Origin of the sequence: Mesorhizobium sp. C372A (assembly GCF_030323245.1) — a bacterium.
In the GTDB taxonomy this organism is placed as follows: Bacteria; Pseudomonadota; Alphaproteobacteria; order Rhizobiales; family Rhizobiaceae; genus Mesorhizobium.
This window is the reverse complement of the sequence record NZ_CP100475.1, coordinates 2,002,198-2,025,718: the sequence shown is the minus strand read 5'-3', so window position 1 is coordinate 2,025,718 and position 23,521 is coordinate 2,002,198. Positions and strand designations below refer to the sequence as shown.

The 23,521-nt window shown below is 63.0% G+C and carries 23 protein-coding genes and 1 tRNA gene; 6 read left to right on the top strand and 18 right to left on the bottom strand.

The annotated features are described in order from the left end of the window. Positions 1-24: 24 nt before the first annotated feature. Positions 25-507 (bottom strand): 23S rRNA (pseudouridine(1915)-N(3))-methyltransferase RlmH, encoded by a 483-nt coding sequence (gene rlmH / locus NLY42_RS09495; RefSeq protein WP_023684125.1) that lies wholly within the window; start codon positions 505-507, stop codon positions 25-27. A 62-nt stretch (positions 508-569) separates the two neighbouring features. Continuing rightward, complete coding sequence (gene rsfS, locus NLY42_RS09490) at positions 570-947, bottom strand: ribosome silencing factor (RefSeq protein ID WP_023668698.1); 378 nt, start codon at positions 945-947, stop codon at positions 570-572. A 241-nt stretch (positions 948-1,188) separates the two neighbouring features. Between rsfS and NLY42_RS09485 the strand changes: the two genes are divergently transcribed. After that, positions 1,189-2,043, top strand: a complete 855-nt coding sequence (locus NLY42_RS09485; RefSeq protein WP_023736854.1) for a mechanosensitive ion channel family protein — start codon at positions 1,189-1,191, stop codon at positions 2,041-2,043. A gap of 15 nt (positions 2,044-2,058) precedes the next feature. On the opposite strand, the gene NLY42_RS09480 is transcribed toward NLY42_RS09485, so the two are convergent. From NLY42_RS09480 to NLY42_RS09470, 3 genes are all read right to left on the bottom strand, one after another. Beyond that, on the bottom strand, positions 2,059-3,339 hold the full coding sequence (locus NLY42_RS09480; protein ID WP_023698214.1) for an MFS transporter: 1,281 nt from the start codon (positions 3,337-3,339) through the stop codon (positions 2,059-2,061). Positions 3,340-3,413: 74 nt separating this feature from the next. Then, positions 3,414-4,001 carry a nicotinate-nucleotide adenylyltransferase gene (locus NLY42_RS09475; RefSeq protein ID WP_023755535.1) on the bottom strand — a complete coding sequence of 196 codons (588 nt, stop codon included), beginning with the start codon at positions 3,999-4,001 and terminating at the stop codon, positions 3,414-3,416. A gap of 163 nt (positions 4,002-4,164) precedes the next feature. Continuing rightward, positions 4,165-5,445: a glutamate-5-semialdehyde dehydrogenase gene (locus NLY42_RS09470; RefSeq protein WP_023668694.1), complete on the bottom strand. Its 1,281-nt coding sequence runs from the start codon at positions 5,443-5,445 to the stop codon at positions 4,165-4,167. 78 nt (positions 5,446-5,523) lie between these two features. On the opposite strand from NLY42_RS09470, the gene NLY42_RS09465 reads away from it, so the two are divergent. Next, positions 5,524-6,009, top strand: a complete 486-nt coding sequence (locus NLY42_RS09465; protein ID WP_023755534.1) for a hypothetical protein — start codon at positions 5,524-5,526, stop codon at positions 6,007-6,009. Positions 6,010-6,035: 26 nt separating this feature from the next. Here the strand turns inward: NLY42_RS09465 and proB are convergent, their stop codons facing one another. Further along, positions 6,036-7,163, bottom strand: a complete 1,128-nt coding sequence (proB, locus tag NLY42_RS09460; RefSeq protein WP_023668692.1) for a glutamate 5-kinase — start codon at positions 7,161-7,163, stop codon at positions 6,036-6,038. A 2-nt stretch (positions 7,164-7,165) separates the two neighbouring features. Beyond that, on the bottom strand, positions 7,166-8,197 hold the full coding sequence (gene obgE / locus NLY42_RS09455; RefSeq protein WP_023668691.1) for a GTPase ObgE: 1,032 nt from the start codon (positions 8,195-8,197) through the stop codon (positions 7,166-7,168). 167 nt (positions 8,198-8,364) lie between these two features. On the opposite strand from obgE, the gene NLY42_RS09450 reads away from it, so the two are divergent. Then, complete coding sequence (locus NLY42_RS09450) at positions 8,365-9,228, top strand: endonuclease/exonuclease/phosphatase family protein (protein WP_023668690.1); 864 nt, start codon at positions 8,365-8,367, stop codon at positions 9,226-9,228. Between the two features lie 190 nt (positions 9,229-9,418). Here NLY42_RS09450 and NLY42_RS09445 read toward each other — a convergent pair whose 3' ends face one another. The 3 genes from NLY42_RS09445 to NLY42_RS09435 all read right to left on the bottom strand — a co-directional run bounded on the left by NLY42_RS09445 (position 9,419) and on the right by NLY42_RS09435 (position 11,215). Further along, complete coding sequence (locus NLY42_RS09445) at positions 9,419-10,006, bottom strand: GNAT family N-acetyltransferase (protein ID WP_023684119.1); 588 nt, start codon at positions 10,004-10,006, stop codon at positions 9,419-9,421. Positions 10,007-10,138: 132 nt separating this feature from the next. Next, positions 10,139-10,408 (bottom strand): 50S ribosomal protein L27, encoded by a 270-nt coding sequence (gene rpmA, locus NLY42_RS09440; RefSeq protein ID WP_015315190.1) that lies wholly within the window; start codon positions 10,406-10,408, stop codon positions 10,139-10,141. A gap of 99 nt (positions 10,409-10,507) precedes the next feature. Continuing rightward, complete coding sequence (locus NLY42_RS09435; protein WP_023700236.1) at positions 10,508-11,215, bottom strand: 50S ribosomal protein L21; 708 nt, start codon at positions 11,213-11,215, stop codon at positions 10,508-10,510. 368 nt (positions 11,216-11,583) lie between these two features. On the opposite strand from NLY42_RS09435, the gene NLY42_RS09430 reads away from it, so the two are divergent. Next, a tRNA-Ser gene (locus tag NLY42_RS09430) sits at positions 11,584-11,673 on the top strand. Between the two features lie 140 nt (positions 11,674-11,813). On the opposite strand, the gene NLY42_RS09425 is transcribed toward NLY42_RS09430, so the two are convergent. Next, the gene (locus NLY42_RS09425; protein WP_023755532.1) at positions 11,814-13,793 is read right to left on the bottom strand and encodes a putative bifunctional diguanylate cyclase/phosphodiesterase; all 1,980 of its coding nucleotides are present in this window, start codon (positions 13,791-13,793) and stop codon (positions 11,814-11,816) included. A 267-nt stretch (positions 13,794-14,060) separates the two neighbouring features. On the opposite strand from NLY42_RS09425, the gene NLY42_RS09420 reads away from it, so the two are divergent. Then, positions 14,061-15,107 carry a class I SAM-dependent methyltransferase gene (locus NLY42_RS09420; protein ID WP_023755531.1) on the top strand — a complete coding sequence of 349 codons (1,047 nt, stop codon included), beginning with the start codon at positions 14,061-14,063 and terminating at the stop codon, positions 15,105-15,107. Between the two features lie 276 nt (positions 15,108-15,383). Here the strand turns inward: NLY42_RS09420 and NLY42_RS09415 are convergent, their stop codons facing one another. After that, entirely contained in the window at positions 15,384-16,277 is an 894-nt protein-coding gene (locus NLY42_RS09415) for an SDR family oxidoreductase (protein ID WP_023755530.1), read from the bottom strand. Between the two features lie 127 nt (positions 16,278-16,404). On the opposite strand from NLY42_RS09415, the gene NLY42_RS09410 reads away from it, so the two are divergent. After that, positions 16,405-17,343 carry an AraC family transcriptional regulator gene (locus tag NLY42_RS09410; protein WP_023693170.1) on the top strand — a complete coding sequence of 313 codons (939 nt, stop codon included), beginning with the start codon at positions 16,405-16,407 and terminating at the stop codon, positions 17,341-17,343. Positions 17,344-17,918: 575 nt separating this feature from the next. Here NLY42_RS09410 and NLY42_RS09405 read toward each other — a convergent pair. From NLY42_RS09405 to NLY42_RS09380, 6 genes are all read right to left on the bottom strand, one after another. Further along, the gene (locus NLY42_RS09405; RefSeq protein ID WP_069202690.1) at positions 17,919-18,206 is read right to left on the bottom strand and encodes a hypothetical protein; all 288 of its coding nucleotides are present in this window, start codon (positions 18,204-18,206) and stop codon (positions 17,919-17,921) included. Between the two features lie 434 nt (positions 18,207-18,640). Further along, entirely contained in the window at positions 18,641-20,479 is a 1,839-nt protein-coding gene (gene recQ / locus NLY42_RS09400) for a DNA helicase RecQ (RefSeq protein ID WP_023755528.1), read from the bottom strand. A 264-nt stretch (positions 20,480-20,743) separates the two neighbouring features. Next, positions 20,744-21,082: a cupin domain-containing protein gene (locus NLY42_RS09395; RefSeq protein ID WP_023684110.1), complete on the bottom strand. Its 339-nt coding sequence runs from the start codon at positions 21,080-21,082 to the stop codon at positions 20,744-20,746. Between the two features lie 10 nt (positions 21,083-21,092). Then, positions 21,093-21,860, bottom strand: a complete 768-nt coding sequence (gene kduD, locus NLY42_RS09390; RefSeq protein WP_023742216.1) for a 2-dehydro-3-deoxy-D-gluconate 5-dehydrogenase KduD — start codon at positions 21,858-21,860, stop codon at positions 21,093-21,095. After that, on the bottom strand, positions 21,857-22,714 hold the full coding sequence (gene kduI, locus NLY42_RS09385) for a 5-dehydro-4-deoxy-D-glucuronate isomerase (protein WP_023755527.1): 858 nt from the start codon (positions 22,712-22,714) through the stop codon (positions 21,857-21,859). Before kduI ends, kduD begins: the two co-directional genes overlap by 4 nt. 23 nt (positions 22,715-22,737) lie before the next feature. Beyond that, entirely contained in the window at positions 22,738-23,514 is a 777-nt protein-coding gene (locus NLY42_RS09380; RefSeq protein WP_023700229.1) for a FadR/GntR family transcriptional regulator, read from the bottom strand. Positions 23,515-23,521 lie beyond the last annotated feature (7 nt).

Genomic DNA, 23,521 nt, shown 5'->3' with positions numbered 1-23,521 from the left:
ACGATTGATCCTCGACCCACTGATTTACGAACGGTGGTAGGGATGTCCCGAAAGAATCGTTGCCGCCCGATAGAGCTGCTCGCCCAGCATGACGCGCACCAGTTGGTGCGGCCAGGTCGCCGCGCCGAACGAGACTATCAGCTCAGCCTGATCGCGAATCGACTGGTCGTGCCCGTCGGCGCCGCCAATGGCGATGACCAACGCCTTGCGTCCGCCATCGCGCAGCTGGCCGATACGGCTGGCGAAATCGTCTGAGGACAGGTTTTTGCCGCGTTCGTCGAGCAGGAACAGCGCCGTGCCCGGCTGCAGCTGTGCCTGCAGCTTCTGGCCTTCCTCGCGGCGGCGCTCATTGGCGTTCTGGGCTCGTCCCTCGGCGATCTCGGCGACACCAGAGAATTCGAACCCGATCGCCGGGCCGCTCTTGGCGAAACGCTCGAAATAGCGGTCGGCGAGTTCTCTCTCGGGGCCGGCCTTCATCCGGCCCACGGCATGAACTGCTATCTTCATCCCTGCCTCGGCGAGCTTTCAATCCATGTCGCACCCCGGATGGTTACGACATGAGACGGAGCTCAGTGCAAGGTCTCTTCCTCGAGGTCCGGCGCCTGCCACATCTTTTCAAGATTGTAGAATTCGCGGACTTCTGGGCGGAAGACATGGACGATGATGTCGCCTGAATCGATCAGGACCCAGTCGGCGCCGGACAGCCCCTCGACGCGCGCCGTGCCGAGACCGGCATCCTTGAGCGCCTTGAGCAGGTGGTCGGCGACAGCCGAGACATGACGGTGCGACCGGCCCGACGCGATGACCATATAGTCGCCGAGGCTCGATTTCCGCTGAATGTCGATTGAGACAATATTTTCGGCCTTGGAGTCTTCCAGACTGGCAAGGACTGTCTTGATGGCACGGGACACGGCGTCATCTACGCTGATCCTGGCCGGCGAAGGCATGACGTCAGCCTTCTTCCGCAATGCTGTTCTCAGTGTATTTCCTTTCGCAGCAAGAACAACCAAATCACCCACGAAATCAGGTGACACCCTATAGATAGGCAGAGTTCCCTTGCAGTTTCAAGACGGGAGGCCCTGCCACCGCGAACGCAGTGCACGACTTCCGGTTCCGGAGCCTTGAGAAAAATCGGAACCCATGGCCGCGGCAGGGGTTATCGACACACCCCCCAAACGGATTTTCCTGATGCCAATCGACCCCCAGAACACGCTGCTCACCGTGCAGGCTGGCCTTGCGCAACTCAGCACACTGATCGTTTCCTATTCCTTCTCCGCCATCGGCGCCATCATCCTGCTGGTCGTCGGCTATCTCGTCGCCGGGCTCGCAGAACGATCGATCTCAGCCGGCCTCGGCCATATCCATGGTTTCGACGCGACGCTGCGCCATTTCTTCTCGAAGATCGTGCGCTACGCCATCCTGATCCTGGTCGTCATCATGGTGCTCGGCCAGTTCGGCGTTCAGACGGCCTCGATCATCGCCGCCATCGGCGCCATCGGGCTGGCAATCGGCCTGGCGCTGCAAGGCACGCTGCAGAACATCGCCGCAGGCATCATGCTTCTGGCGCTCAGGCCATTCCGCATCGGCGAATATGTCGAGGTCGGCGCCATTTCCGGCACCGTCGAGGAAATCGGCTTGTTCGCCACCAAGCTCCGCACGACAGACGGCGTCTATGTGCTGGCGCCCAATTCGACGCTGTGGAACCAGCCGGTGCGCAATTTTACTCGCAACGGTGTGCGCCGCGGCGACATCACGCTGAGCATCGGCTCCTGGAACGACATCGACCTGGCGCAGAAAACCATGCTGGGCGTTGCCGGCGGCGAGCGCCGCGTCAAGCGAGAGCCGGCGCCGATCGCCTTCGTCGCCACGGTGGGCGATGCCAGCGTCGCCATCACCTTGCGCTACTGGACCACGGCGGCGGATTTCTTCGCCACCCAGATCGATCTCACCAAACGCGTCAAGCAGGCGTTCGACGCCGAAGCCATTTCGGTTCCCGCACCTCCGCCGGAGGCTCGACAGGAAACTGCCGCTACCAGGCAGTAGGAGCTGTGAAACCGTTCAGCGCTGATCTTCCGGGGCGTAGGCGAGCTCCACCGGCAGCGGCGCCTGCGCCGACATCGGCGCGAAACTGCTGGTCTCCGTAGCGGGGACGGCGCGCGTGGTGGCCACTCGCCACAGCACGAACAGGCAGAAGACAGTGGCGATGACGATGGCCACATAAATGAAGGCCTGCGTGCCATAGACAGCCGACAGGGCCGTCACGATACCCGGCACGATGAACCCCGACAGCGACCAGGCAAACAGCAACGAACTCGACAGCGCCACCATGTCGTCCTTGCCGGCGCGATCGGCGGCGTGTGCGCTGGCCAGCGAATAGATCGATTCCGAAGCGCCGTCCCAGATCACATAGATCACCACCAGCACCGCCAGAGCGCCACCGTCAAAGCCGATAGCCAGAATACCGGCAACGATGGCCAGTGCCGCAGCGCCGGCCAGCACGTAACGGCGATCGGTACGATCCGAAATCCAGCCGAGCGGGATCTGCAGGATCAGCGTGCCGACGGGCATGGCCGACAAAAGCAGCGCCACATCGGCCTGGCTGTAGCCCTTGGCCGTGGCATGGATCGGAGCGAACCCGGCGATCGCCATCGACAGGCCGCCGACGGCCAGCATGCCGGCCACGCCGACCGGCGAGATCCGCCAGGCGCGGCCAAGCGCCACGGAGGCTGCGCGAGGTGGCGGCGGTTGAGCCAACCGCGTCATGCCGACCGGCAGGATCGACACCGCGGTGAAGGCAATGCCGATCAGCGGCGCCTGCGCCGTCGCGATGTCGACCGCCGCCAGCAGGGCATAGCCGACGCCAAGTCCGGCGACATAGGCGACGTAAAACACCGCCATCACCCGGCCGCGAATGGCGTTTGCGACGGCATCGTTGAGCCAGCTCTGGGCGACGATGAACAGGCCGCATATTGCAAAACCGTAAAGCGCGCGCGCCGCGATCCACAGCAGCGGGTAGGTGCCGGCGCCAATGGCAGCATTCGACAGCGCTATCAGCGCCGACAGCACCATGAAGGCGCGGGCGTGCCCGACGCGGCGCACCAGCGGCCCGGTCAGGATACAGCCGGCAAGTCCGCCGGCAGACAGGCCGGTGATGATCAGCCCGGCCCAGGTCGGATCGAAGCGCTCGACGCCAAGCCGGACCGGGATATAGGCGAACATCAACCCGTTGCCGACCGCAATCAGCGCCATCGACACGATTACGCTGGCAATGGCGATCACGGGCGCCGGCGGGGTGCCATGATTGGGGTCGATGTCGGTCTGGTTCACTGAAGTGGCCATATCCAGCGCAGCATCGCCCAGCCAATCGCGAAAGGCCGCCGTAAAAGCGACATCGGCGATCTGGTCTTACGGAGTTACCCCTTGGCTTGCTGGCGAATAGCACTCGATGACAGCGATGAGCGTGGGCCGTGAATAAAAGTCCAGGCCGGCGCCTTCATGCGGGCGAGCCGGGGCGCGTCACCCTCGTCGACGCGGGCATAGTCGAAGGTCTTGGCCACGACCGAGGACAGGAAGGACAGCGTCGCGCCCGGGCGGTCGATGACGGCGATCGGGAAGGCCCTGACGATCTGGCGCCAGCGCTGCCAACGGTGGAAATCGCGGAGTGAGTCGGCGCCCATGATCCAGACGAAGTCGACGCCGGGATTGCGTGCCTTGACCAGCGCCAGCGTGTCGGCGGTGAAGCGAATATGATGCGCCGCCTCGAAGGCGGTGACCTTGATCTTCGGGTTCTTGGCGATCTGCTCCGACTGCAGCAGCCGGTCGCTCAGCGGCGCCAATTCCCTCGTGCTCTTCAGCGGATTGCCTGGCGTCACCATCCACCATAGCTGGTCGAGCGCCAGCCGCCTGAGCGCGATTTCCGCCACCAGCGCATGACCGGCATGCGGCGGGTTGAACGAGCCGCCGAACAGGCCGACGGCAAGGCCCTTTTCGGCATGCGGCATGCGGAGGTAGTGCGAGGAAAGAGGCGCCCCACCCTCCCCCTTGTGGGGAGGGTCGATCCGCGAAGCGGAGCGGGGTGGGGGGATTGCAGAATTCAGCGTCGTACCCCCACCCGGCTCGCTGCGCTCGCCACCCTCCCCACAAGGGGGAGGGTAAGGCCAGCGCTCAAGGCCTCACCTGTCCCGACCCGCGCACGCGGTATTTGAACGAGGTCAGCTGTTCGACGCCGACCGGACCGCGCGCATGCATCTTGCCGGTGGCGATGCCGATCTCGGCTCCCATGCCGAATTCGCCGCCATCGGCGAACTGCGTCGAGGCATTGTGCAAAAGGATCGCCGAGTCGATCTCGTTGAAGAACCGCTCGACCGCTTTGGTATCCTCGGCGATGATCGCCTCGGTGTGGTGTGAGGAGAACGTCTCGATATGGTCGATGGCACCGGCAATTCCGTCTACCAGCTTTACCGCGATGATGGCCTCGAGATATTCGGTCATCCAGTCGGCATCGGTCGCCGGCTTGGCGTCGAAGAACAGCTTCATCACTTCCTGATCGGCATGGATCTCGCAGCCGGCGGCGCGTAGCGCGTCGAGGATCGGCACCAGATGTGTGGAGGCCACCGCGCGGTCGACCAGCAAAGTCTCTGCAGCGCCACAGACACCGGTGCGCCGCATCTTGGCGTTGACGGCGATCCTGACCGCCATGTCGAGATCGGCCGAGCGGTCGATGTAGAGATGGCAGATGCCTTCAAGATGGGCAAAGACCGGCACCCGCGCCTCGCTCTGGACGCGCCCGACCAGGCTCTTGCCGCCCCGCGGAATGATGACGTCGAGATTGCCGCCAAGCCCTTTCAGCATCTCGCCGACGGCGGCGCGGTCGGTGGTCGGCACCAGCTGAATGGCGTCTTCCGGCAGGCCGGCGGCCTTCAGCCCCTCGACCAGGCAGGCATGAATGGCGGCGGACGAATTGAGCGAGTCCGAGCCGCCGCGCAGGATCACCGGATTGCCGGCCTTGAGGCAGAGCGCGCCGGCATCCGCCGTCACATTCGGCCGGCTTTCATAAATGACGCCGACAACGCCGAGCGGCGTGCGCACGCGCTCGATCTGCAGGCCGTTGGGGCGATCCCAGGCGGCAATCACATCGCCGACCGGGTCCCTGAGCTCGGCGATTTCACGGATGCCATCCGCCATGGCACGGGTGCGCGCCGGATCGAGCTTCAGCCGGTCCATGAACGAGCCGGACAATCCCGATTCGTGGCCATTCGAGACATCGATGGCGTTGGCGTCGAGAATGTCCTGCTCACGCGAAATGATCGCGTCGGCCATGGCGACGAGTGCGGCATTCTTGGCGTTGGTCGTGGCGATAGCCAGCGGTCGGGCGGCGGCGCGCGCATTGCGGCCTATCCGTGCCATCAAACTGGCTACATCTTCGCCTTGGTGTTTGTTCAACATCTGACCGCTCCGGTGAAGCCTGGTGGATTTACACGCGGCCGGCCTTCGCGGCAATGGCCGCAAATTCGGGAGAGCAGAATGAAGAGCGCCGCAGTCTTGTTTGCTTTGGCCACGATGCTGGCGCCCACCGGCCTTCGCGCAGCCGATTACTGCGATGACAAGATCGAACTCGGCGAGAGCCCCGATGGCCTGGCCATGACCATGGTAGGTTCGATGATGTCCCTCGTACTCGCTGAGCGCTATTGCGGCGCGCTACCGACGCCGTTTTCCCAAATCTACGTCGTAGTTGAGGAGGGACATGGATGTGGGCCGCGTGTGAGGCTTGAAGCAGAATTCAAGAAAAAGATGGAGGAGGAAAAAGCGACAGACGCAATGATGGCCGACTCAGTCATGCACGACCTCATCGCAGACGGGACGGACCTCCCCCAAGCCGAAATGGATAAACGTGCCAAGATTATCATTGAAGGACAGTTGGGAGGTTGCAGCAAGCTTCTGAAAATTCAACGGGACGTTCAGGAGAGGTACCGCAACCCGCCCAAATGGCCGCGTGAACCTGACAAGTAGCGCGCCGTCAATCGCAGGGCCGCGCCTCACTCGGCCGCGCCGCTCACTACCAGATCGTCGCGGTGAATCATCGCCGATCGCGCCTCGTAGCCGAGCACGGTTTCGATCTCGGCGGTCTTCAGGCCTGCGATCCTTACGGCATCGGCGGCATCATAGGCAACCAGCCCGCGCGCGATCTCGCGCCCTTCGGGCGACAGGATCGCCACCGTGTCGCCGCGCGAGAAATTGCCGCTGACCAGCCTGACGCCCGCCGGCAGCAGCGATTTGCCGGACAGCAGCGCACCGATGGCGCCGGCGTCGACGGTGAGCCGCCCGGCCGGTTCGAGCTGGCCGGCGATCCAGGTCTTGTAGCCTTTCACCGGATTGGCGCTCGGCCTGAAGAAGGTGGCGCGCTCGCCACGCTCGATCGCCATCAGTGGCGACAGCCTGGTGCCCGAGGTGATGATCATGGCGGTGCCGGCGGCGGTGGCGATCTTGCCGGCATCGAGCTTGGTGCGCATGCCGCCGCGCGACAGTTCGGATGCGGCCGCCCCGGCCATAGCCTCGATATCGGGCGTGATGCGGTCGACCACCGGAATGAATTTTGCATCGGGATCGCGCGCCGGCGGCGCCGTATAGAGCCCGTCAATGTCGGAGAGCAGCACAAGCAGGTCGGCGCCCATCATCGTCGCCACCCGGGCCGCCAGCCGGTCATTGTCGCCATAGCGGATTTCGGAGGTCGCTACCGTGTCGTTCTCATTGATGACCGGCACCGCCTTCATCTTGAGCAGCGTCGAGATCGTCGCGCGGGCATTCAGATAGCGTCGGCGCTCCTCGGTGTCGCCGAGCGTCAGCAGGATCTGGCCCGATTTCAGCGCACCCTTGCCCAGCGCATCCGACCATGCGCCGGCGAGCGCAATTTGCCCGACGGCGGCCGCCGCCTGGCTCTCCTCGAGCTTCAGCGCCCGTTTTCCGAGACCGAGAATGGTGCGGCCGAGCGCAATGGCGCCGGACGACACGACCAGGATCTCGGCGCCGCCATTGGCCAGCACCGCAATATCCTCGGCAAGCGAAGCCAGCCAGTCGCGCTTCAGGCCGCTGGTGCGGTCGACCAGCAAGGCCGAACCGATCTTGACCGTGATGCGCCGGTATTTTGTCAGCGACCGCGCCGTCATCGTTATCGGTCCCAGCGGGTCTCGACGGGAGCGGCAGCCCTGTCGCGCGCTTCGCCGACAACTGCCATCAGCGCGCGCAGCACCGCTTCGACGCCCTCGCCGGTGGCCGCCGACAGCAGCATCGGCGCGCGGCCGGCAGCGCGTTTGAGGGACGCAACCTTCTTCTTGCGCTCATCGGCGTCAAGGATATCCACCTGGCTGAGCGCGACGATCTCGACCTTCTCGATCAGCCCATTGCCATAGGCGTCGAGCTCGGCGCGCACGGTCTTGTAGGCCTTTCCAGGATTTTCCTCCTGCGCCGAGACCAGGTGCAGAAGTACACGCGTGCGCTCGACATGGCCGAGGAAGCGGTCGCCGATGCCGACACCCTCATGCGCGCCCTCGATGAGGCCCGGAATGTCGGCGATGACGAATTCGCGCGCATCGATGCGGGCAACGCCGAGGCCGGGATGCAGCGTGGTGAAGGGGTAGTCTGCGATCTTCGGCTTGGCCGCGGTGACGGTTGCCAAAAAAGTCGACTTGCCTGCATTGGGCAGCCCGACCAGGCCGGCGTCGGCAATCAGCTTCAGCCGCAGCCAGACATTCATCTCTTCGCCGGGCTGGCCGGGATTGGCGCGGCGAGGCGCCTGGTTGGTCGAGGTCTTGAAATGCTGGTTGCCGAAACCGCCATTGCCGCCCTTGGCCAGCAGGAAGCGCTGGCCGACCACGGTCAGGTCGCAGATCAGCGTCTCATTGTCCTCGGCAAACACCTGGGTTCCGGCCGGCACCTTGAGCGTCACATCGGCGCCCTTGGCGCCGGTCATGTTGCGGCCCATGCCGTGGACACCAGTCTTGGCCTTGAAATGCTGCTGATAGCGATAGTCGATCAGCGTGTTGAGACCGTTGACCGCTTCCAGCCAGACATCGCCGCCGCGGCCGCCGTCGCCGCCATCCGGGCCGCCGAACTCGATGAATTTTTCGCGCCGGAACGACACAGAGCCGGCGCCACCGTCGCCGGAGCGGATATAAACCTTGGCTTGATCGAGAAATTTCATTGGACTACGCAGTTTCTGTTGGCCTTGCGGCTTTGCTCTAGATCTTGCGCCTTGCTCTAAACCAAGGCGCGGCCAAGGGCGAGGCCGTTTTGCGACTAAAGCGCCGGATGCCCTTTTGTCGGGGACGCGGTAGCAGTGTTCGCGGACGGAGCTTGAGGGGCGCGGGAATGAAGGTTGTGAGCTACAACATCCAGTACGGTATCGGTCTGGATGGCCGCTACGATCTCGGCCGCATCACCGAGGCGGTTCGCGGCGCCGACGTGATCGCGCTGCAGGAAGTGACCCGCAACAATCCGAGGAACGGCAACCGCGACATGGTCGCCGAGATCGGTGAGGCGCTGCCCGAATATTTTGCCGCCTACGGCAGCAATTTCGAGGTCAATGTCGGCTCGCGCCTGGAGGCCGGCCGCGCCATCACCACCACTTTCCAGCTCGGCAACATGGTGCTGTCGAAGACACCGATCCATCTGTCGCGCAATCTGCTTTTGCCGCGCAGCCGCAGCCTTGAGGCGATGAACTTCCAGCGCGGCGCACTCGAGGCGCTGGTCGAGACCCCGCTCGGCTTCATCCGCTTCTATTCCACGCATCTCGACCATCGCAGTCCGGTTGAGCGCGCCAGCCAGATCCGTTTCCTGCGCCAGCGCCTGTTGAACTATGCCTTCGAGGGCGGCGGTCTCTCCGGCATTCCCGAGATCGGCCTGCCGGACCTGCCCTATCCCGAAGCCTTCATCGTCATGGGCGACTTCAACATGCTGCCCGGCTCGCCCGAATATGTCGAACTCGTCGGCCGCCCGGACCATGAATTCGGCATGCCCTTGACCGCCGATCTCGCCGTCGACGTCGCCCAGCGCCTGAACACACCAGACGTCGTCACCTGGGTCGATCCCACGCGACCCGAAGACACAAGCCGCCACAAGCGCATCGACTACATCTTTACCTCGGCCTCGCTCGCCGGATCGCTGAAGCGCCTGTGGGTCGACCCGCAAGCGGTCGGTTCGGACCATCTCCCGATTTGGGTCGAGATGGGCTGAGTTGAGCCCGATCCACAACCAACGTTTCCAAACCTGTCGTTTGGAGGCACGCGCCTAGGTGTTGAGATTCAGGTCAGGCCGAGCCGAAAACACTGTCTTTCGAGAACCGGAGCGGAGTGTACTTAAGTACGTGCACCGGAAGCGCATAAAACCCGCGTTTGCAGGCCGGCCTCACCTGAATATCAAACACCTAGAAATGCACCCAGTTTCGAAGACTGATCCAGGTCTTTCTGTCCAGCCGGTACCGCTCGACCGGCACCTGGCCGGCGACGATCGAGTTCAGCATGCCCTGGCCGGCATACTGGAAGCCGCATTTGTGGATGACCCGGCGCGAGGCCGGATTGATCACCCGCGTCGAAGCCTGCAGCACGTGGATCGACGTCCGTTGGAAGGCAAGGTCGACCAACGCGTGCGCGGCCTCCGTCGCATAGCCGCGCTTCCAATAGGGCTCGCCGATCCAGTAGCCGAGTTCCAGCCCGCGATCGGTCATGTTGAGGCCGGCGCAGCCGACGAAAATGTCGGTGCCGGCGAGCGTCAGGGCGTAGGCGATGCCGGCCCGGCGCGACCGGGTCATAGCCAGGAAGGCGCGTGCCTCGGCCTCGCCATAGGGGTGCGGCATGCGGGCCAGCATCTCGGCGACGTGACGGTTGTCGGCAAGCTCGACCAGTTGCGCGATGTCGGCTTCACACGGGGCGCGCATCACCAGCCGCTCCGTGGCCAGCACCGGGCAATCTATCGCGTAACTTTCGTCTTCGGTGTCTTCCGCTTCGGCAACCATTCGACGTCCTCCAGGCAAGAAAAAAGGGGAGATGGAAAACCCATCTCCCCTGATCCTTTTCCTGGCTCCATTCACTGGTTTGGCCAGACACCGGTTCCCGAGATGGGCGCCGGTTTTATAGTGCGGAACCGGCTACTCCGCGGCTTTGGTAATCGGGTTGACCGATACGTAGGTTCGGCCGTTGGCTTTTTTGTTGAAGGTGACTGCGCCGGTCTCGAGCGCAAAAAGGGTGTGGTCCGTGCCCATGCCGACATTGACGCCGGGATGCCAGGTGGTGCCGCGTTGACGGATGATGATGTTGCCCGGGATGACGGCTTCGCCGCCGAACTTCTTCACGCCCAGACGCTTGGAATGCGAGTCGCGACCGTTGCGCGACGAGCCGCCAGCTTTCTTGTGTGCCATCTAACTAACTCCGATGCGCCCTGGGGCGCTTGAATGGTCTTATGAACGCGTTCGCGTTCCGTTTCAAGTCCGATCCGGCGACCTTGTCGCCGGTTCGTTTTACTTCTTCGCCAGTTCCTTGGCCTGCTCGCGCCAGTCGTTGATCTGGTCGGTGCTGAAGGGCATGTGCGCGTCGATCTTGGCCACGTCCTTGTCCGACAGCTTGGCAAGCTGGGCGAAGGTGGTGATGCCCTGCTCGTGCAGCTGGCCGGCGGCAACCGGGCCGATGCCCTTGATCACGGCCAAATCGTCCGGCTCGCCCTTCGGCGCCTTGAACAGCGGCGCGGCGACGGCGGTCTCCGTCTTGGCTTCATCCTTCGGAGCAGCCTCGGCTTTGGCTTCCTTCTTCGCCTTGGCTTCCTTCGGCGCGGCCTCAGCCTTCGCCTCGGGCGCTACGTCAGCCTTGACTTCCTTGGCTTCCACCTTGGCTGCGGCCTTCTTGGAAGGCTTGGCGCCACCCAGCAGGATCTCGGCGATCCGCACGGTGGTCAGAAGCTGGCGGTGGCCGATCTTGCGGCGCGAATTCTGCCGGCGGCGCTTCTTGAAAGCGATGACGGTGCGGTTCTTGCCCTGCTCGACGACTTCCGCCGTGACCAGAGCGCCATCGACGAACGGGGCGCCGAAGGTGACATTTTCGCCTTCGCCATGGGCGAGGACGCTGCCGATTTCGACGATATCGCCGACATTGGCTTCGAGCTTCTCGATCTTCAGGAGATCGTTGGCGGCAACGCGATACTGCTTACCGCCCGTTTTAATGACTGCGAACATTTTTTGCCTTTCGCTGTTCGGTCGGCCTCGATGAGCCGCGTCACGCGGTTCGGCCGTCTTTTGTCAGTCTGCGGGTTCGAAAAACAAGCGGCGTGGAAGAACCCTCCACGCCGATTGCGCGCTTCCCCTAACCGAAGGTTCGGTACGAGTCAAGGCAAACGGGCGGAATCCTTGGCCACGCCGCCTCCTTGCCGCCCCCGATCTCTCCGGTCGAGGACCGGTTGGCCCCATCTGCCGACGTGGCCGCAACGCAGCCCTCCAGACAGAGCCCGCACAGGAAGCTGAATTCCCCCGCGGATTTGGCCTTGTAACCTGCCCGCCCAGCCGTTATCTAGTGCGCCGCGCCGGCAACGGCCGACCATGACCGCGGAGAGGTGGCAGAGTGGTCGAATGCACCGCACTCGAAATGCGGCATGGGTGCAAGCCCATCGGGGGTTCGAATCCCTCCCTCTCCGCCACCCTACGCCCTGCGGGCTTCGGGTGGCAGGCCACCCGGAACCGCATCTGGGCGTAGGAGTGTCGCCCGAAGCTACGAAGTAGCGTAGGGGGACCGGAACGAAGCAGGATGCCCTCCGAAGCTTCAGCGAAGGGGCTGCCGCTAGGCAACAAGGCCTTGCCTCATTTGGTTTACCTCTTCGATCGGGACTGGATGCCCGGTGAGGAAGCCCTGCATCAAATTTACCCCCAGGCGCTGCAGCAATATGTACTGCTCTTCGGTTTCGACGCCCTCGGCGAGCACGACATGGCCGAGATTGCGAAGCAGTCCGACCATGTCCCGCAACAGGCTCAAGCCGCGAGAGGTCTGGCAATCGTGGAGGAAGCTGCGATCGATCTTGACCACGTCGAATTTGAACCGGCGCAGCCATGTAAGGCCGGCAAATCCCGTTCCGAAATCGTCCAGCCAGATCTGAACGCCGAGTTTTCGCAGCCGCTCCACGTTTCTTACCGCTTGCGCCTCCAGAAAGATGTCACTGCCTTCGGTGATTTCGATGGCCAGTTTCTGGGGCGCAAGGCCGTGCCTGCCAAGGATCTCGGTGATCCGGAGTGAAAAGTTGGGAGCCTTGAGCTGAAGAACGGAGACGTTCACCGTCACGACCGAGCCCAATCCGTATTCCGCCATGTCACCGCAGGCTCGATCGATCAGCCACGTACCCAGTTCCACGATCGCTCCGGTCTGCTCGGCAACGGGTATGAACACGGACGGACTGATCATGGTGCCGTCGAAGTCGCATACACGCATCAGACTCTCGTGCCCCAGCACGCGGCCCGACGCCAGCTCGCGAATTGGCTGGTAGGCGACAGAAACGAGCTGGTTGGAAACTGCCACCTTCAGCAGTTCTGAAAGATTTTCGCCGGAGCGATCCTGGCTGGTGGCGTGCGGGTCGTAAATCGTGAACGTAGCCCGACCGGCAAACTTGGACGCGTAGAGCGCGCGGTCAGCTTCCTGCAGCAGGATTCTAAGCTCTATGCTCTGATCGGCGCGCGTCAACGACGCCCCGGCACTGATCGTTACGATGTTGAGCTTGTCGCCCCGATCAGGGTGGTAGATATCCAAATCCTCTACAGCGCGACAGAATTTCTTCGTTATCTCATGAAGGTGAGCCCGCCCGGTGACCTTACAGAGAATGACGAATTCTTCTCCGCCATAGCGGGCCGCGATGGCGTTGTTGGCAGCCGCCATCTCGGAGAGGACATGGGCGAGTTTGATCAGGCAATCGTCGCCGGCCTGATGACCAAGTCCGTCATTGAACCTTTTGAAGTAGTCGACGTCGATCAGAATGAGCCCTATCTCGTCGTCGTCCGCGGCCCAGTCTTCGCGCAGCTCCGAGAATTCTCGAATGATCGCCCTGCGGTTCTTCATTCCCGTGAGCGGATCGGTGTCGGCGATTTCGGTTAGCTTTTGCCCCTTCTTGATAGCAGCCTGCTCCTGGAATTGTGCCCGAAGCGCGTGCAGGAAGGTCTGGTAACGCTCCAGGCTCAGCCGCCACGAAAGATAAAGCGACAAGACGAGGCAGTTCACGAAATAGGCCGACAACACGACCCGACCGGCGATGTCGGCCTGAAGGGAGAACATCGCGGCGTACACAAAGCTTGCGGCGACCGTCGCGGAGGCAAGGGCTGAAAGCCAAAAACGGAAGTTGAAGAACAGATTCGCACCCAGGATGAACACGGTGCCAAAAACCATGAAATGGGAGAGGGCATCCTGATGCTCTGTTCCAACAGCGGAGACGAGCCACCCAAGGGCACCGGATACAATCGCCAGCGCTGCTACAAGGTGCAAGGTGGCAAGGGCAAAGCCCCGTCGGGCGACAAATTCGACAAGCGCCAGGGAAGTGATCCCTAGCGTAACGCGCGTCAAAACAAGCCGGCCGGCGATATCCGGAAAAAGAAACCAATCGAAAAGGCCATAGGCCACATAGCTGAATACAGCAGCCGCAATACCCCATCGCACAAGGCTGCGATTCTCATCGGCATCCTTCTGCAGGAACAGTGTCAGGAGTTCCGGATCGGCGGAATGCCACCGCGGACGTCCAATCGCTGCCGCCACCTTCTGGGCAACGTCCTCGCTCAGTTGCATCGCAACGCTCCTCCGCGATCTGCAGTAGCGAATGCAACAGCCGACGTCGCCTGCGGTCGGGGAATGAAGACGTCCCTGTCCGCAAGAAAAGTCAGATGTCGCTAACCGAGGGTAAACGGGCGGTTCGGATTTAGCCAGTTTGCAGGATTGATGGCCGTTCCATCGACTAAAATTTTACTAAAATTTTATTAAAATTGTTAGCATTGGTTGGCGGCGCACCTATGCTGCTGGCCGGGGACCGGGGCGGTAAACCGGAGAGTAAACGGCATGCCTATCAAGCCAAAACTGCAGCTCGACCAATACAGCCTGGTCACCACCAGGCTGATGAAGAAACATGTTGCGACCTCCGAAGAGGCGGCTGACTCCGACGAGTTGAGGGACAGCACGGCCCAGCTCGCCCTGATACTGGACCTTGCTCATCAAGCCTTTGCGCGAAACAAACCGGCCGCCCCCGTCGTCCATCGTTTGGCGGGGCGACTCCACAAGCTCCGCCGGCAGGTTGCTCCCGCGGTCTGGCAGAAACTCGTTCCTTTGGCTCAGCAGCATCGGGTCGCGGAATATTTGCTCCAAGACCCGTTCACGCGGTGGTCGGTCGAAAAACCGCGCGGGTATTCGGGCGATGCAGGCCTGCTGGATATTTACTACAAGCATCCGATCGCCGACGAGATCGTGGCCTCGTCGACCTTACTTGGTCGGCAAATCTATGCGTACACCAGTGAAGCTGCCAGTTCGGTGGCGGGGCGCGAGCGGCGGGATATTCTGGCCAGGACCGTGGACGAGACGGCCAGCAGTGTGGAAAAGGCTGAGGTGCTGGCGATTGCCTGCGGCCACCTCAGGGAAGCCGAACGCTCCGATGCGTTGGCCAGGCATAAACTGCAACGTTGGATCGGCCTGGATCAGGACCCCGTCAGCGTAGCCACGGTGAACCACGACTTTGCCGGCACGGCAGTCGAGGCAGTCCAGGGTTCCGTACGCGGCATCCTGCGCCGCGCCTACGCCCTTGGCACATTCGATCTCGTCTACGCATCGGGGCTTTACGATTACCTGCCGCGTGCCATCGGCATCCGCCTGCTTCAAAGAGCCATGGAACTAGTCAAGCCCGGTGGCGAATTCCTGTTTGCCAATTTCAGCGACGAGATAACGACGGATGGTTACATGGAGACTTTCATGGATTGGCCGCTCATCCTACGTTCGGCCGACGATATGTGGGACATCATCAATGCCGCCCTCGGCGGGAGTCCTTTCGACGCGAAAGTCTACTATGGCTCGAACCGGAATATCGTTTACGGCAAGGTGAGGAAGGGCGATCTCTAACTAGGCGCGGGAATCGCGCGCGCATCCCCGTAACAAGGTAGGTCTGCCATGACGAGGCCATGCCTTCGCCGGCTTTCCGGCGACGGGCGAGCAGGTCGTCCGGGCTGCGGGCGGCCTACGCCGTGTTCGTTCTGCTTGCCGCCATACAGATGTGGCGGCGGTTCCAGCAGCACGACGGTGCTGCCCGCTCGGCGGGCTGTGTCTGGCCGTGTTGCTGGCACTGCCGCTGATCGCCAGGCTGTCGGTCGTGCAATGCAACGCGACTGGCCGGCCTGATCAGGCCTCGAAATAGCGGGCAGGATCGAGATCGGCGATGAGCCCCGGCCCGGTCGGCTGCCATCCCAGCGCAGTGCGGGTCTGCTCACTTGACGCCGACAAGTCCCTGCCGATGAAATGCCCGAGAAAGCCGAAATGCGCAGCCGCGTCCTCGGGGCCTATGGAAACGACCGGCAGGCCGAGCCGGCGGCCGATGATCTCGGCGATCTCTTTGCTCGCCACGCCCTGTTCGGCAACCGCATGATAGCTGACGCCGCCCGCCCCCTTCTCCAGCGCCAGCCTGTACAGGGTGGCGGCGTCGAACCGGTGCACCGCCGCCCAGCGATTTGCGCCGTCGCCGACATAGGCCGAGACGCCCTTTTCACGCGCAATGGCAATCAGCATCGGCACGAAACCGTGATCGCCCTCGCCATGGACGGTCGGCGCCAGCCGCACCGTCGATGCGCGCACCCCGCGCGCTGCGAGCGCCACGGCCGTTGCTTCCGAAGCGCGCGGCATGGCGGCCGATGGAGGCGCGGGTTTGTCGTCTTCGGTTGCCGGCCTTCCCTGCGCAAAACCGGCGAGGCCGGAGGTGACAAGCAGCGGCCGCTCGGAACCCTCGAGCGCCGCGCCGAGCGTTTCGATGGCGCGCTGGTCAACTGCGCAACTGGCGGCGAATCTCGAAAAGTCGTGGTTGAAGGCCGTGTGGATGACGCCATCCGATTGGGCAGCGCCGCTGCGCAGGCTCTCGAAATCCTCGATATCGCCGCGATGCGCCTCGGCCCCCGCGGCCACGATCGACTCCGCACCTGCTTCCGACCGCGCGAGGCCAAGCACCTGATGGCCCGCCCCGAGCAATTCCCGCACAACAGCCGAACCGACAAAACCGGTAGCCCCGGTAACGAACACACGCATGATCATTTCTCCTTGGTTTTCGGCGAAGGCCGTACAGGCAGCCTGTTGCCGAAGGAGATAGAAGGTTGCGATCATACGATCTATACTGTAAAATCCGAGATATCTTCGCAATCGTCCGAGAACGCTCATGGATCCGCTGTCAGACGTGCTGTCGCTACTGAAGCCGCGCAATTACCTGTCGGCTGGGCTGGAAACCGGTGGCGACTGGGCGATCCAGTTCCCTGACCAGCAGGCCGCCATCAAATGCGGCGCCGTGGTGTCCGGCCGATGCTGGCTGTCGGTCGAGGGCGTCCCTGACGCGGTGCGGCTGGACGTGGGCGACTGCTTCCTGTTGCCGCGCGGCCGGCCTTTCCGCCTTGCCAGCGATCTCGGCCTGCCGACGGTCGATGCGCGAACGATCTTTTCACCGGCGCGGACCGGCGGCATCACCGTCCATAATGGCGGCGGCGATTTCCTCCTGGTCAGCAGTCGCTTCACGCTGTCCGGCGACCATGCCGGCATCCTCTTGCGGATGCTGCCGCCCATCGTCCACATCCGCGGCGAGAGCGACCATTCGGCGCTTCGCTGGCCGGTGGAGCGGATGATGCAGGAATTGCGCCAGCGGCGTCCCGGCGGCTTTCTCATCGTCGAGCACCTCGCCCACATGATCCTGATCGAGGCCTTGCGCCTGCATATGACCGCGCAAGGCAATGTCGGCTGGCTGTTCGCACTTACCGACAGGCAGATCGGCGCGGCGATCGGCGCCATGCACGAGGACCCGGCGCATGGCTGGACATTGCAGCAACTGGCGGAGCGCGCGGGCATGTCGCGATCGACTTTTGCGCTCAGATTCAAGCAGACGGTCGGGGCCTCACCCCTGGATTATCTGACGCGCTGGCGCATGATGCTGGCCGGCGACAGGCTGATGCATTCCGGCGATCCGGTTTCCGTCATCGCGCTGGCGCTCGGCTACGAATCCGAAAGCGCCTTCAGCACGGCATTCAAGCGCGTCATGGGCTGTTCGCCGCGGCAGTACAGCCGCCGGGAGCCGGACCTGACTGCGCAGGCCGAACGCGAAGCCGCCTGAGGCGGCGATCCGATCGCCTTGATCACCTTGCCCTTAAAGGCTGAAGCGCGAACGAAACTCGGTGAACGACATCGCCAGATGGTTCTCGTCCACATGGCCGGTGATTCCGTCCACACTGCGCGAGTCGAGTTGTAGCGGGCGAGCCAGAGCGGACAATTGCCGAAGCCGCTCGGATTTCCCAGCGCGCTTCGACCGCTGCGGCCCTTCTGCTCAGATCGATCCCTTGCTTGCTCCATGGCATGCGCTTGACAATCGACTGATTCGCAACCCTTCGGGAATATAAGTATTTCAGTTAACTTGGGGATAATCGGCAGCAGGAACTAGATTTCAGACGCTCAATTGGCACGAGCAAAATCGCGTTTTTCATGCTTTCAGAATGACTTGCTCGCGTGCTGGCGGTTAACCGGCACCAACTTCTCCGATTTCCTTGCCTCTATGGCTGGGTAGCGCAATACGGTTAATTGCGCGATTGCTAATATGCCTATATCTTAGGCGGCGCGGGGGGCCTCATATCTTCCCGCAGTGGCCGGTGCCGTGAAGCCCCACAAGCATGCCCAACCTGCACCGGCCATTCCCTATGGCTGGGTATGGTGTTCCCGCTCGGCAATCTTTTCCAAGAGCTTCCGTGAAGCCTCTAGGACGCGTCGCGTTTCGGCGATGGTCGATTGCAGGGAGTCCAGTTGGCTCTCCGCTCGGAGCTGGCTACGGCGGGCGCTTTCAATGAACTGGTGGTCAGGTTCCCACCGGTCTTTCAGACGAACGAACTTGTCGAGAAGCAGGCGTATCCGCTGGCCCTCAGCATAGGACAGCGCAAACGGTTCAATCACGAATGATCGGGTAATTTCCTGGTCTTCCTTGGCCACAGGAACGGACCATTCGCCGCCGGTTCGACCACTTCCACGCAAGGCAATGCTTTGCGGATTGGACCCACGTTTCCACCACAGCCTCTATACGAAAAGCAATGGTAACCTCGAGTTTTATACTCCCGTCGAACGCGGGTTTTCAACAACAAAGATGGTCTGAATCATACCATTCGGGTCAGCGGATCGCGGCTGCCGACGTAGCGTCTCCAAGGCCGCGAAAACCGCCATCCGCGCGCAACAGCGGGTTTCCATAGTCACGGCTACATCCGAAGAATCGACCGTATAGATTCAGGAATGTGTGTTGTCGTCACGGTTCCATACAATTTGGAAGGCCATTCCCCTATGGCAGGGTAGCGCCAAAATGAAAGGATAAGCGGGCGGGCAAGTTGAAGGCGTACTGATGCCGGATCGGGCTTTGGTCCAGCAAAAGCCTCTCAGCCTGACGCCTCGGAAAGGTGCGCGGCAATGGCGCTCAGAAAAACCTTGCCGAACTCCTTGAGTTTGGCGGCGCCGACGCCATTCACTTCGGCAAAATCGTCGAGGTCTTGCGGACGACGCTCGGCCATGTCGATCAGTGTACGATCCGAAAACACCACATAGGCCGGCACCTGGCGTTCCTTGGCCAGCCGCAGCCGCACCGTCTTGAGCGCCGCGAGCAGCGACGCATCGACATTTTCGCTCTGAGGGCTCTGCCCGGCGCGAGCCGCGCGGCGCGCGGCGCGCGTGCGCATCTCGACCCGATACTGGAACGGCACCTCGCCCCGGCCGAGTGCGTGGCCCTTGTCCGCGATGGCCAACCCGCCATGGCCGGCCGGGTCCGGCATCAGGAAACCGTTCGCGACCAGCTGGCGAATCATAGATTGCCAAAAATCCTTCTTGTGCGCGGCGCCATTGCCGAAGGCTGCCAGCCTGTGATGCCCCCTTGCCGCGATCTTTTCAGTCTCGTGGCCGATCAGGATGTCGATGACATGGCCGGCGCCGAAGCGCTCGCCGCTCTGCGCCACCGCCGACAGGATGAGGCGCGCCTCGGCGGTGTCGTCGGCGCGCGGCGCCTGTTCCAGGCAATTGTCGCAATTGCCGCAAGGGACCGCCTCTTCACCGAAATAACCGAGCAGCACCTGGCGGCGGCACTCGGCCGTCTCGCAATAGCCGATCAGCGTATCGAGCCGGCCATGCGAGCGGCGCTTGTGTTCGACAGCGGCGTCCTCGTCGTCGATGAACATGCGGCGCATGCGGATGTCGCCAAGGCCGTAAAGCATATGCGCCTCCGCCGCCCGGCCGTCGCGACCGGCGCGGCCGATCTCCTGGTAATAGGCTTCGAGGCTGCCCGGCAGGTCGGTGTGGAAGACATAGGCGACATCAGGCTTGTCGATCCCCATGCCGAAGGCGATGGTCGCCACCATGACGACGCCCGACAGCGTCATGAAGGCGTTCTGGTTGGCATCACGCGCCTCCTTGCTCATCCCGGCGTGATAGGCGAGCGCGGTCACGCCGTTCTTTTCGAGGAATGCCGCCATCTCTTCGGTCTTCTTGCGCGACAGGCAGTAGACGATGCCGCTGCGCCCCTGATGGCGCTCGATGAAGTTGAGCAACTGCCGCTTGCTGTCCTGCTTGGGCTCGATGGCAAGCTTGATGTTGGGCCGGTCGAAGCCAAGCACCTGCGTTTCGACACGCCCGCCAAACAGCCGTCTCTCGATGTCTGCCCGCGTCGTCTCGTCCGCCGTCGCCGTCACCGCAATGATCGGTACGTCGGGAAAGATGCCACGCAGCTGCGACAGGTCTTCATATTCGCGCCGGAACGCCGGCCCCCACTGCGAAATGCAATGCGCCTCGTCGATGGCGATCAGGCTGACATCGAGCCTGGCAAGCGCATCCAGCATCCGCTCGGTCATCAGCCGTTCCGGCGCGAGGTAGAGCAGCCGCGTCTGGCCCGACGCGACGCGGCGCCATGCCGCGACATTGGCATCACGGTCGATCGAGGAATTGATCGTATCGGCGGCGACGCCGGCGAGGCGCAGTGCCGCGACCTGATCCTGCATCAGCGCCACCAGCGGCGAAACGACAATGGTCAGCCCACCCTTGACCAGCGCCGGAACCTGGTAGCACAGCGATTTGCCGGCACCCGTCGGCATGACGGCCAGCACATGGCGGCCGCCAAGCAGCGCCTCCATCACCGCGGCCTGTCCGGGACGGAAATCGTCGAAGCCGAACACGTCCTTGAGGACGCGCCGTTTGGGATCGTGCGTCGGCACGCTCGTCGTCGATATCTGCATCACTGATGTTTTTGCGATCGGCCGCCCGAAGCAGCGGCGTGGACAGAACGATTAGCGCAGCCCCTGCGTGACCACAACAAGCAGCAGCAACACCCCACCGGCGATCGACCTGATTGGCATCGTTAAACCTATCTTCACCATGTTGCGGCACCGTCCAACCCTGCGGCGATGTTTCGAGTACCGCTGCGCCACGAGCGCACAGGCAACAGCCCGCGCCTCCCCAGGAGGCGCGGGTTTCCTGTTTCTGGAATTGCCGAAAAAGGTTCAGGCCAGGAAATCGGCGCGGTGCGGGGTAAAGCTGTCGACCAGGCGCCCGGCCTCCAGCGCCTTGACGCCGTGCACCAGATTGGACGGCACGATGAAGCTGCCGCCGGTCTCGATGGTCGCGGTGCGGCCGTCGATGGTCACCTCGAAGCGACCTTCGGCGACATAGCTGGCCTGGACATGCGGGTGCGAATGCAGTGCGCCGACGCCGCCCTTGTCGAAGCCGAACTCGACCATCATCAGCTCATCGGTGGAGACGAGAACGCGGCGTCTGTTGCCGTCCGGCGTCGGCGTCCAGGCGCTCTCGCCGGGCTGTGCGAAAATCTTGGCTTCAATCATGACCATCTCCTCATCGCGCCAGCCAGCCGCCGTCCACGGGAACCACCGCGCCATGCATATAGTCGGACGCTGGCGCCAGCAGGAACACGGCGGCATCGCCTATGTCTTCCGGCCCGCCCCAACGTCCCGCCGGAATGCGCGCCAGGATGGCAGCACTGCGGTCGGGATCGGCGCGCAACCCCTCGGTGTTGTTGGTTTCGATATAGCCGGGCGCAATCGCGTTGACGTTGATGCCTTTTGCCGCCCATTCGCAGGCCAGCAGCCGGGTTATGCCGAGCGCGCCATGTTTCGACGCGGTGTAGGACGCGACGCGGATGCCGCCCTGGAAACTCAGCACCGAGGCGATGTTGACGATCTTGCCGCGCCGCCTCGGGTCGGTCAGCACGCGCCTGGCAAAACCTTGGCTGAGAAAGAATAGCGTCTTCAGATTGACGTCGATGACGTCGTCCCAGTCGGCCTCGGAGAAATCGACCGCATCGGCGCGGCGGATGATGCCGGCATTGTTGACCAGCCCGTCGATCGGGCCGGTCTTTTCCCAGACCTGGTCGAGCATCGCCTTGGCGGCCGCATGGTCGGCAAGATCGCATCGCACCGCCTCGAACTGGCCACCGGCTTCCGCGACTTGTCTTTCCGTGTCGTCCATCGCCGAGCGGCCGACACCGATGACGGTGCCGCCGGCGCGCGCGATCGAGCCGGCGATGCCCTGGCCGATGCCGGTGTTCGCGCCGGTGACCAGGATACGCTTGCCGGCCAGGCTGAAGGAGGAAGGGCCGCTCAACGCAATTCACCCAGCGGCACCGGGTCGACATCGGTGTAGTCGACATTGTCGCCGGCCATCGCCCAGATGAAGGCATAGTTCGAGGTGCCGGCCCCCGAATGGATCGACCAGCCCGGCGACAGCACCGCCTCCTCGTTAGCCATCACCAGATGCCGCGTTTCGTCCGGCTCGCCCATGAAATGGAAGACGCGCGCCGTCTCCGGCAGGTCGAAATAGAGATAGGCCTCCATGCGCCGGTCATGCACATGGCAAGGGATAGTGTTCCACACCGAGCCCGGCGCCAGTTGGGTCATACCGACCACCAGTTGGCAGGTCTTGACGCCATCGGCATGGATGAACTGGAAGATGGAGCGTTCGTTGCAGGTTTCCTTGCTGCCGAGATCGAGGCGCTTGGCATCGCCAATGCGGATCAGCCGGCTCGGATGGGTATGATGCGCCGGCGCGCTGAGCAGGTAGAATTTGGCCGGTGCGCCCGCGTCGGCCGACGCGAACGACCCGTCGGTGCTGCCCATGCCGAGATAGAGCATGTCACGCGCCTGCAACTGGTGGGTCTCGCCATTTGCCGTCACCGAGCCGGCGCCGCCGATATTGACGATGATCAGCTCGCGGCGGTCGAGAAAATTCTTGGTCCCCGTCGGCTTGATCGCCTCCAGCGGCAGCGCTGTCCCTTCCGGCACGGCGCCGCCAACGATCATGCGGTCATAATGGGTGTAGGTCAGGCTTATGCGTCCCGGCTGGAACAGGTCGTCAATATGGAAATTGTGACGCAGTTCGTCGGTGCCCATGGAAGCAGCGGCGACCGGGTCGATGGCGAAACGCGAGGTGAAATCGGTATGCGGGTGACTTTGAGTCATTGCTGCTCCAGCTGAATGAATGGCTATTTGGTTGCCGACGCCTTGACCGAGTCGGCGTAGTAGACCTGGCGGGCGTGCAGCCGCTCGCGGTAGCGCTCTTGGCTGGCGGTGAGATGAGCGCGCATCGCCTCGCGCGCGGCTTCGGCGTCGCCTGAGGTGATCGCATTCAGGATCACCAGATGCTCGCGTTGCAGCCCTCGCTGATAGCTGTCGGATTGCACCAGTTCGGTCGACCAGGGCGAGGTCACGTCGCAAGGAATGGCGCGGCGTCCGAGCACATCGAGCATCTCGACATAGAACGGGTTGTTGGTGGCGCTGGCGATTGCCCGGTGGAAGGCGAGATCGGCCGGACCGGTCGGCTCGCTGTTGAGAAGCAGCCGTTCGAACTCGAAGAAGGCTTCCTGGATCGCCGCTTCCTGCGCGGCGTTGCGGCGAATGGCGGCGAGCCCGGCCGATTCGATTTCGACGGCCAGGCGCACTTCGAGCACATTGAGCGCGATGGAATCCTTGCTGCCCATATCGGCGGCGAGCGCGCCGAACATCGTTGAGATGTGCTCGGTGACGAACACGCCGGCGCCCTGGCGCGCCTCGACCAGCCCGTCGGCGGCGAGCTTGGCCAGCGCTTCGCGGATGACGGTGCGGCTGACGCCGAAGGTCTCGGTCAGCTGGCCCTCGGTCGGCAATTTGTGGCCGGGCAGGATCTCGCCCGCCTGCAATTGCTTGCGGATCGCCGCAACGACGGTCTCCGACAGTTTGGGTTTTCTCTCGACCCTGAGATCGACAGCGCTATCCGATGCCATATCGCAC

Coding starts and splice junctions, on each gene's coding strand:
- NLY42_RS09450 (WP_023668690.1), top strand. CDS start 8,365: ATGAAGGTTGTGAGCTACAACATCCAGTACGGTATCGGTCTGGATGGC.
- NLY42_RS09475 (WP_023755535.1), bottom strand. CDS start 4,001: ATGCCGCATGCCGAAAAGGGCCTTGCCGTCGGCCTGTTCGGCGGCTCG.
- obgE (WP_023668691.1), bottom strand. CDS start 8,197: ATGAAATTTCTCGATCAAGCCAAGGTTTATATCCGCTCCGGCGACGGT.
- NLY42_RS09410 (WP_023693170.1), top strand. CDS start 16,405: ATGGATCCGCTGTCAGACGTGCTGTCGCTACTGAAGCCGCGCAATTAC.
- NLY42_RS09395 (WP_023684110.1), bottom strand. CDS start 21,082: ATGATTGAAGCCAAGATTTTCGCACAGCCCGGCGAGAGCGCCTGGACG.
- recQ (WP_023755528.1), bottom strand. CDS start 20,479: ATGCAGATATCGACGACGAGCGTGCCGACGCACGATCCCAAACGGCGC.
- NLY42_RS09425 (WP_023755532.1), bottom strand. CDS start 13,793: ATGCAACTGAGCGAGGACGTTGCCCAGAAGGTGGCGGCAGCGATTGGA.
- rlmH (WP_023684125.1), bottom strand. CDS start 507: ATGAAGATAGCAGTTCATGCCGTGGGCCGGATGAAGGCCGGCCCCGAG.
- NLY42_RS09485 (WP_023736854.1), top strand. CDS start 1,189: ATGCCAATCGACCCCCAGAACACGCTGCTCACCGTGCAGGCTGGCCTT.
- NLY42_RS09470 (WP_023668694.1), bottom strand. CDS start 5,445: ATGTTGAACAAACACCAAGGCGAAGATGTAGCCAGTTTGATGGCACGG.
- NLY42_RS09445 (WP_023684119.1), bottom strand. CDS start 10,006: ATGGTTGCCGAAGCGGAAGACACCGAAGACGAAAGTTACGCGATAGAT.
- NLY42_RS09435 (WP_023700236.1), bottom strand. CDS start 11,215: ATGTTCGCAGTCATTAAAACGGGCGGTAAGCAGTATCGCGTTGCCGCC.
- rpmA (WP_015315190.1), bottom strand. CDS start 10,408: ATGGCACACAAGAAAGCTGGCGGCTCGTCGCGCAACGGTCGCGACTCG.
- NLY42_RS09415 (WP_023755530.1), bottom strand. CDS start 16,277: ATGCGTGTGTTCGTTACCGGGGCTACCGGTTTTGTCGGTTCGGCTGTT.
- NLY42_RS09480 (WP_023698214.1), bottom strand. CDS start 3,339: ATGGCCACTTCAGTGAACCAGACCGACATCGACCCCAATCATGGCACC.
- kduI (WP_023755527.1), bottom strand. CDS start 22,714: ATGACTCAAAGTCACCCGCATACCGATTTCACCTCGCGTTTCGCCATC.
- NLY42_RS09420 (WP_023755531.1), top strand. CDS start 14,061: ATGCCTATCAAGCCAAAACTGCAGCTCGACCAATACAGCCTGGTCACC.
- NLY42_RS09380 (WP_023700229.1), bottom strand. CDS start 23,514: ATGGCATCGGATAGCGCTGTCGATCTCAGGGTCGAGAGAAAACCCAAA.
- NLY42_RS09465 (WP_023755534.1), top strand. CDS start 5,524: ATGAAGAGCGCCGCAGTCTTGTTTGCTTTGGCCACGATGCTGGCGCCC.
- proB (WP_023668692.1), bottom strand. CDS start 7,163: ATGACGGCGCGGTCGCTGACAAAATACCGGCGCATCACGGTCAAGATC.
- rsfS (WP_023668698.1), bottom strand. CDS start 947: ATGCCTTCGCCGGCCAGGATCAGCGTAGATGACGCCGTGTCCCGTGCC.